The organism is Algoriphagus antarcticus, from assembly GCF_002150685.1.
Classification (GTDB): domain Bacteria; phylum Bacteroidota; class Bacteroidia; order Cytophagales; family Cyclobacteriaceae; genus Algoriphagus; species Algoriphagus antarcticus.
Genome location: NZ_MSSW01000119.1, coordinates 1 through 5,464, shown reverse-complemented (window position 1 = coordinate 5,464; position 5,464 = coordinate 1). Strand labels below are relative to the sequence as shown.

Sequence of the window (5,464 nt, the reverse complement as noted above, 5' to 3'; positions counted from 1 at the left end):
AGATCAATAAAATAATTGTTAAAATAACCCGATTCGAAATATGGAAGTAATTCTAAAATGGTGTAGTAAATCCGTATTTATTTACCACAAAGTAACAAAGAAAACAAAAGCCCGCTTTTTGTTTTCTTTTGATTCTTTGTGGTTTATTCTTTTTACAGGCTGCTTTATATCTGATTTTGACCATTCAGTTGCCAGTTTTTGGAAATCTTAAAACTTTTATTCTTTTAGGATACAAAGTTTTCACAACATTCGTGGTAGAACCTATTATTTATATATCCGCTTTTCTGCAACTGAAGAGACAAAAGCATCTTATAATTGGGTGAACTCAAGTATTTACGCTACTTCTCCCGTAACTATCGGGACGTCATCGGTCAGCGTCTGCTAAATCAAAGAAAAAATGGCCACTGGCATTATTCGGGATAATCATATAATATTAACAGTCTTTTAAGCAGCCATTCTTCCTATTCATCTCTATTTCCCCTATTTTGAATTCGAGATTCTTTTCCCAATCCAAAACCCAAACCCTATGACTGACCGTCGCACCTTTATCAAATCCACCGGAATCATCGCTGGCGGACTTTGGCTAGCCCCTTCTCTGCTGAAAGCCAAGCAAGGCGTCGCTGCAAGTGACCGGGTCCGGGTAGCACTCATAGGTTGCAATAATATGGGATTTGGAATTCTTCTCCATCACATCGCACTTCCGGAAGTGGAATGTGTAGCCCTCTGTGATATAGACCAAAACGTACTCGATCGGAGAATTGTAGAAGTGGAAACCGCAACCGGAAAAAAACCGGATCGTTACACCGACTTTAGAATCTTACTGGAACGCAGCGATGTGGATGCGGTAATTATCGGTACGCCCGATCACTGGCATTGCCTGATCGCTGTGGCCGCCTGCCAAGCCGGAAAGGATGTCTATGTAGAAAAGCCCATGGCAAATACCATAGGTGAGTGTGAGCTGATGGTCAATGCAAAAAATCAGTTCAATCGAATCATGCAAGTGGGTCAGCAGCAACGGTCAGGGCAAGCTTTTATCGAAGCCCGGGATTTGGTGAAAAGCGGCTACATCGGCAAAATCAGAAAGGTGAATATCTGGTCAAACTTCAATTACGGACTTGGCAACTTGATCCAACCTACGACTCCGATACCTGAGGGGGTGGATTATGATTTCTGGCTGGGGCCTGCCCCTTCGAGAAGTTTTAACCCAAATCGCTTTCACGGAAGCTGGCGACATTTCTGGGATTATGGAGGTGGGTTGATGTCTGACTGGGGTGTCCACCTGCTGGATATGGCGATCTGGGTGGAAGATAATCCCGCCGTGCCTTCCAAGGTGCTTACCTACGCAGCCAATGTCAATAAGGAGAATCGAGATCGAAACACCTTCGATACGATGAATGTCCTCTATCCAAAAAAGGACTTTTTGATCAATTACGATATGAATGGTGGGTTGCAAACCGGGCCATACGGCAAACCTTACGGAATAGGGTATGTTGGCGAGAAAGGCACGCTGGTAGTCAATCGCGGTGGCTATGACATCTATCCGGAATGGGATCCAGAAGCGAAAGCCCCAAAAATAGAAGCCAAAAAACTGGAAGGAATGACTGATAGTCATAACCTCCACGTGGCCAATTTTGTGGAATGCATCAAAACCCGAAATCAACCCATTTGTCCCCCAGAGGCTGGTAGAATCGCCGCGCTGCATGCGCATATTCCGAATATTGCCGCAAGAATTGGAGCGGAGGAATTGATTTGGGATGAAGCGAAAAGAGAATTTACCGGAAATGCAGCAGCCAATGAATTGATTTGGCCAAACTATAGAGCGCCTTGGACTTTACCGAAAATAATTTCTTAACTATCGAGCCAAGCCTAAAGTGCCTGCCCGCCATGTCTGAAAGGCACTTCAGGCTTGACGATATTTTGAAAAGCTCATCATTTTTCATTGAGTTGCAACGCATGGCTAAATAAAAGCCACCGGAGGCTAAAACACACACAAAAAAAACCGAGCCTCTCAGCCCGGTTTCTATATGTATAAATGCGCCTAAAATCAATCTACCAGCGACACAGTAATAGCATCACCGTCTTTGGTCACTTTAGCAACTCCTTTGCCTGTAAGGCCTTTCATAGCTACATCCCATTTCTTACCGCTTAGTCCAGCTTTCCCTTTTAAGTCAGCCAACGCAACTGGAGATTCTAGCTTCAAGAGTTCAAAAATTCCTTTCTCTTCCTCAGTCAGTTCCACCTGCTTTTTCTCAGGTCTCATCTGTGGGAAGAATAGCACTTCCTGGATTGTGGTATTATTCGTCAGTAGCATTGTCAAACGGTCGATGCCGATCCCCAAACCTGAGGTTGGCGGCATGCCGTACTCCAAAGCACGAAGGAAATCCTCATCCATCGCCATCGCTTCGTCATCACCTCTCTCTGCCAGCTTCAATTGCTCCTCAAAACGCTCACGCTGATCGATCGGATCATTTAGCTCCGTGTAAGCATTGGCGATTTCTTTACCATTTACGAACAGCTCAAATCGCTCTACCAAACCCGGCTCAGTTCTGTGCTTTTTCGCCAAAGGCGTCATCTCAATCGGATAATCTGTGATGTAAGTTGGCTGAATCAAATTGGCCTCCACCTTCTCACCGAAGATCTCATCCACCAATTTACCTTTGCCCATACTTGTATCCACTGCTATACCCATCTCCCCACAAACTTTGCGCAAGCCTTCCTCATCCATCTTGCTCACGTCGATTCCAGCGAATTCTTTGATGGAATCGTACATGGTCAATCTTCTGTAGGGTCCTGCAAATTCGATCTCATTTGCACCGACAGTCAGTTTGGTTTTGCCATGAATGGCTTCTGTGACCTGCTCTATCAATTCCTCCACCATTTCCATCATCCAGATATAATCTTTGTAGGCAACATAGATTTCCATGGAGGTGAATTCAGGATTGTGTGTACGATCCATGCCTTCATTTCGGAACATTTTCCCAAACTCATACACGCCATCAAATCCACCTACGATCAATCGCTTCAGATATAGCTCATTCGCAATTCTCAAGAAAAGCGGCATATCCAGGGTATTGTGATGCGTGTCAAATGGGCGTGCAGCAGCACCGCCATGAACGGCCTGAAGGATTGGCGTTTCCACTTCCAGCCAACCGTGATCGTCGAAATAACGGCGCATCTGGGTAATGATTCTGGAACGGGTCACGAAGGTTTTCTTCACCTCAGGATTTACTGTCAGATCCACATAGCGCTGACGGTATCTCATCTCAGGATCTGTAAATCCATCGTGCACGTTTCCATCTTCGTCTCTTTTCACCACAGGAAGTGGCTTCACAGACTTGGAAAGCAAAGTCATCTCAGTAACATGGAGAGAAATCTCACCTGTCTGAGTAGTAAAAATATAGCCTTTCAACCCCAAGAAATCACCGATTCCCAGTAGCTTCTTAAACACAGAATTGTAAAGGGTCTTGTCTTCGCCAGGACAGATATCATCCCGACGGACGTAGAACTGAAGTCTTCCCGTAGCATCCTGAATCTCTCCAAATGAAGCAGAACCCATGATGCGACGGCTCATCAGACGGCCAGCGATCTCGATATTTTTATAGTCAAGCTTTCGGTTTTCGTAGTTACGATGAATATCCTCCGAAGTGACATTGATCGAGAACGCCTCAGCAGGATAGGGATTGATTCCCAGCTTCATCAGCTCTTCCCGGTCTTTCCGTCTTTCTATTTCCTGTTCGCTTAAAAGTTGCATTATATTGATTTGAATTTTTAAGTTCTTGTTCTATTGTTGGGTGTCAGTTGATCGATGTCCGATGCTTATCGCATACTTACAACTTTATAACCTTTCATCTTTCTACTTCACACCTTTTACTTTTTACTACTTACTTTTCACACTGCGACTCCAACTGATCACCGCGACTGTTTACTCTTTACTAACCTTCCGTCTTGTAATTTCCTTTTTTATCATCGAAAACTCCCGACTGCTTTGCCCCGCAATACTGGAATTCTCTGAAGCTCTGCGGATCAGGTAAGGCATTACTTTTTCTACTGGCCCATAAGGCACATATTTCAAAACCCTGTAACCAGCATCCGCCAGATTGAAGGAGATATTATCACTCATCCCATATAGCTGCGCAAAGAATACGCGATCTGAACTCTTGTCTATGCCATGTTTCTCAATCAGATCTACCACAAGGCGATTACTTGCTTCATTATGCGAACCACTGACCAAATAAACGTCCTTCTCAATGCAAAACTCCACACCGAGATTGTAATCTTCGTCAGTTGCTGATTTGCTTGGTTGAATCGGACTTGGATAGCCCATTTCTTCTGCCCGATCAGCTTCCTTTTCCATATATGCTCCACGCACTAGCTTAGCTCCAAATAAATAACCCTTACTTTTTGCTACTTCTCTAGCTGCTTTCAGCCGAGCTAGCATATCGTGACGATACATCTGATAGGTATTATATACGATGCAAGTTTCCCGGTTGTACTTCTCCATGGCATCGTAAGCCAACTCATCTATCACATCCTGAAACCATGATTCCTCGGCATCAACCAGGATTTTTATTCCCTTATGGAAAGCTGCATGACACAATCGGTCCACACGGTTTTTCATTCTGTCAAAAGCCATGCTTTGATCCTGCGAAAGAATCTCACCAGCCTGCACTTTGGTCATGATTTCATAATCTCCCAGTCCGGTCGCTTTGAAAACTGCGAAAGGCAAGGAGGATTGATTCTCAGCTTTCTCGATAGTTTTCAGGATCTCAGCACAAGTATGATCATAACTCGCCTCGTCTCCATCCCCTTCTACCGAGTAATCAAGTGTGCTTTCCACACCAAATTCAGCTAGCTTCTGCGCTTCAGAAGTACTTTCAGCAATCGTCTCTCCTCCACAGAAATGACCAAACATTGTCCTTTTCATGATTCCCTTGATAGGCAAATGAAGCTTAAAGCCAATATTCGTCAGGGCAATTCCAAGATCAGAGATAAACTTATTGTTCAACATGGCAAAAACCAGGTACATTCTCCTTAGTTCTGCATCACTTTTTGAGGCAAAAGCAACCTTTAAGTTCTCAAAAGAAATATTGGGTTTGACGGGCATATTCCAGAAATAAAGCTGCAAAGATATCAAAAAAACTCCTTTCGCTTTCCTTTTGTTCGGATAAATGAGGGGGAATGGAGATGGGAGAAAAGAGATTGGAGATTAGGGAATTCGGCAAACGTACTTAGGGAACGAATAACTCACAGGACAGGAATTTTTCTCCACCAAGACTTTCTTACGGAAGGAAAAGTCGTAAAATAATCAGCCGTACAGAATAAGAAATTGCAACCATCAACTGCGTAAAAACCTTCGGTAGCTCATCTTTTTCCCAACAGAACTATTGGTTGCTAATAACTGAGCAATCGTTAAAGAATGCGTTCCATCGGAACGTCTGGTGAATGTGTCAAAAACTATTACTAA

At 43.9% G+C, this 5,464-nt stretch carries 3 protein-coding genes; 1 reads left to right on the top strand and 2 read right to left on the bottom strand.

The annotated features are described in order from the left end of the window. The first annotated feature begins 526 nt into the window (after positions 1–526). The gene (locus tag BVH04_RS24755) at positions 527–1,852 is read left to right on the top strand and encodes a Gfo/Idh/MocA family protein (protein WP_086544141.1); all 1,326 of its coding nucleotides are present in this window, start codon (positions 527–529) and stop codon (positions 1,850–1,852) included. A gap of 192 nt (positions 1,853–2,044) precedes the next feature. On the opposite strand, the gene lysS is transcribed toward BVH04_RS24755, so the two are convergent. Together lysS and BVH04_RS24745 are read right to left on the bottom strand one after the other, a co-directional pair. Then, entirely contained in the window at positions 2,045–3,751 is a 1,707-nt protein-coding gene (lysS, locus tag BVH04_RS24750) for a lysine--tRNA ligase (protein WP_086544140.1), read from the bottom strand. Between the two features lie 171 nt (positions 3,752–3,922). Further along, positions 3,923–5,104 (bottom strand): proline dehydrogenase family protein, encoded by a 1,182-nt coding sequence (locus BVH04_RS24745; protein ID WP_086544139.1) that lies wholly within the window; start codon positions 5,102–5,104, stop codon positions 3,923–3,925. Between the last annotated feature and the right edge of the window lie 360 nt (positions 5,105–5,464).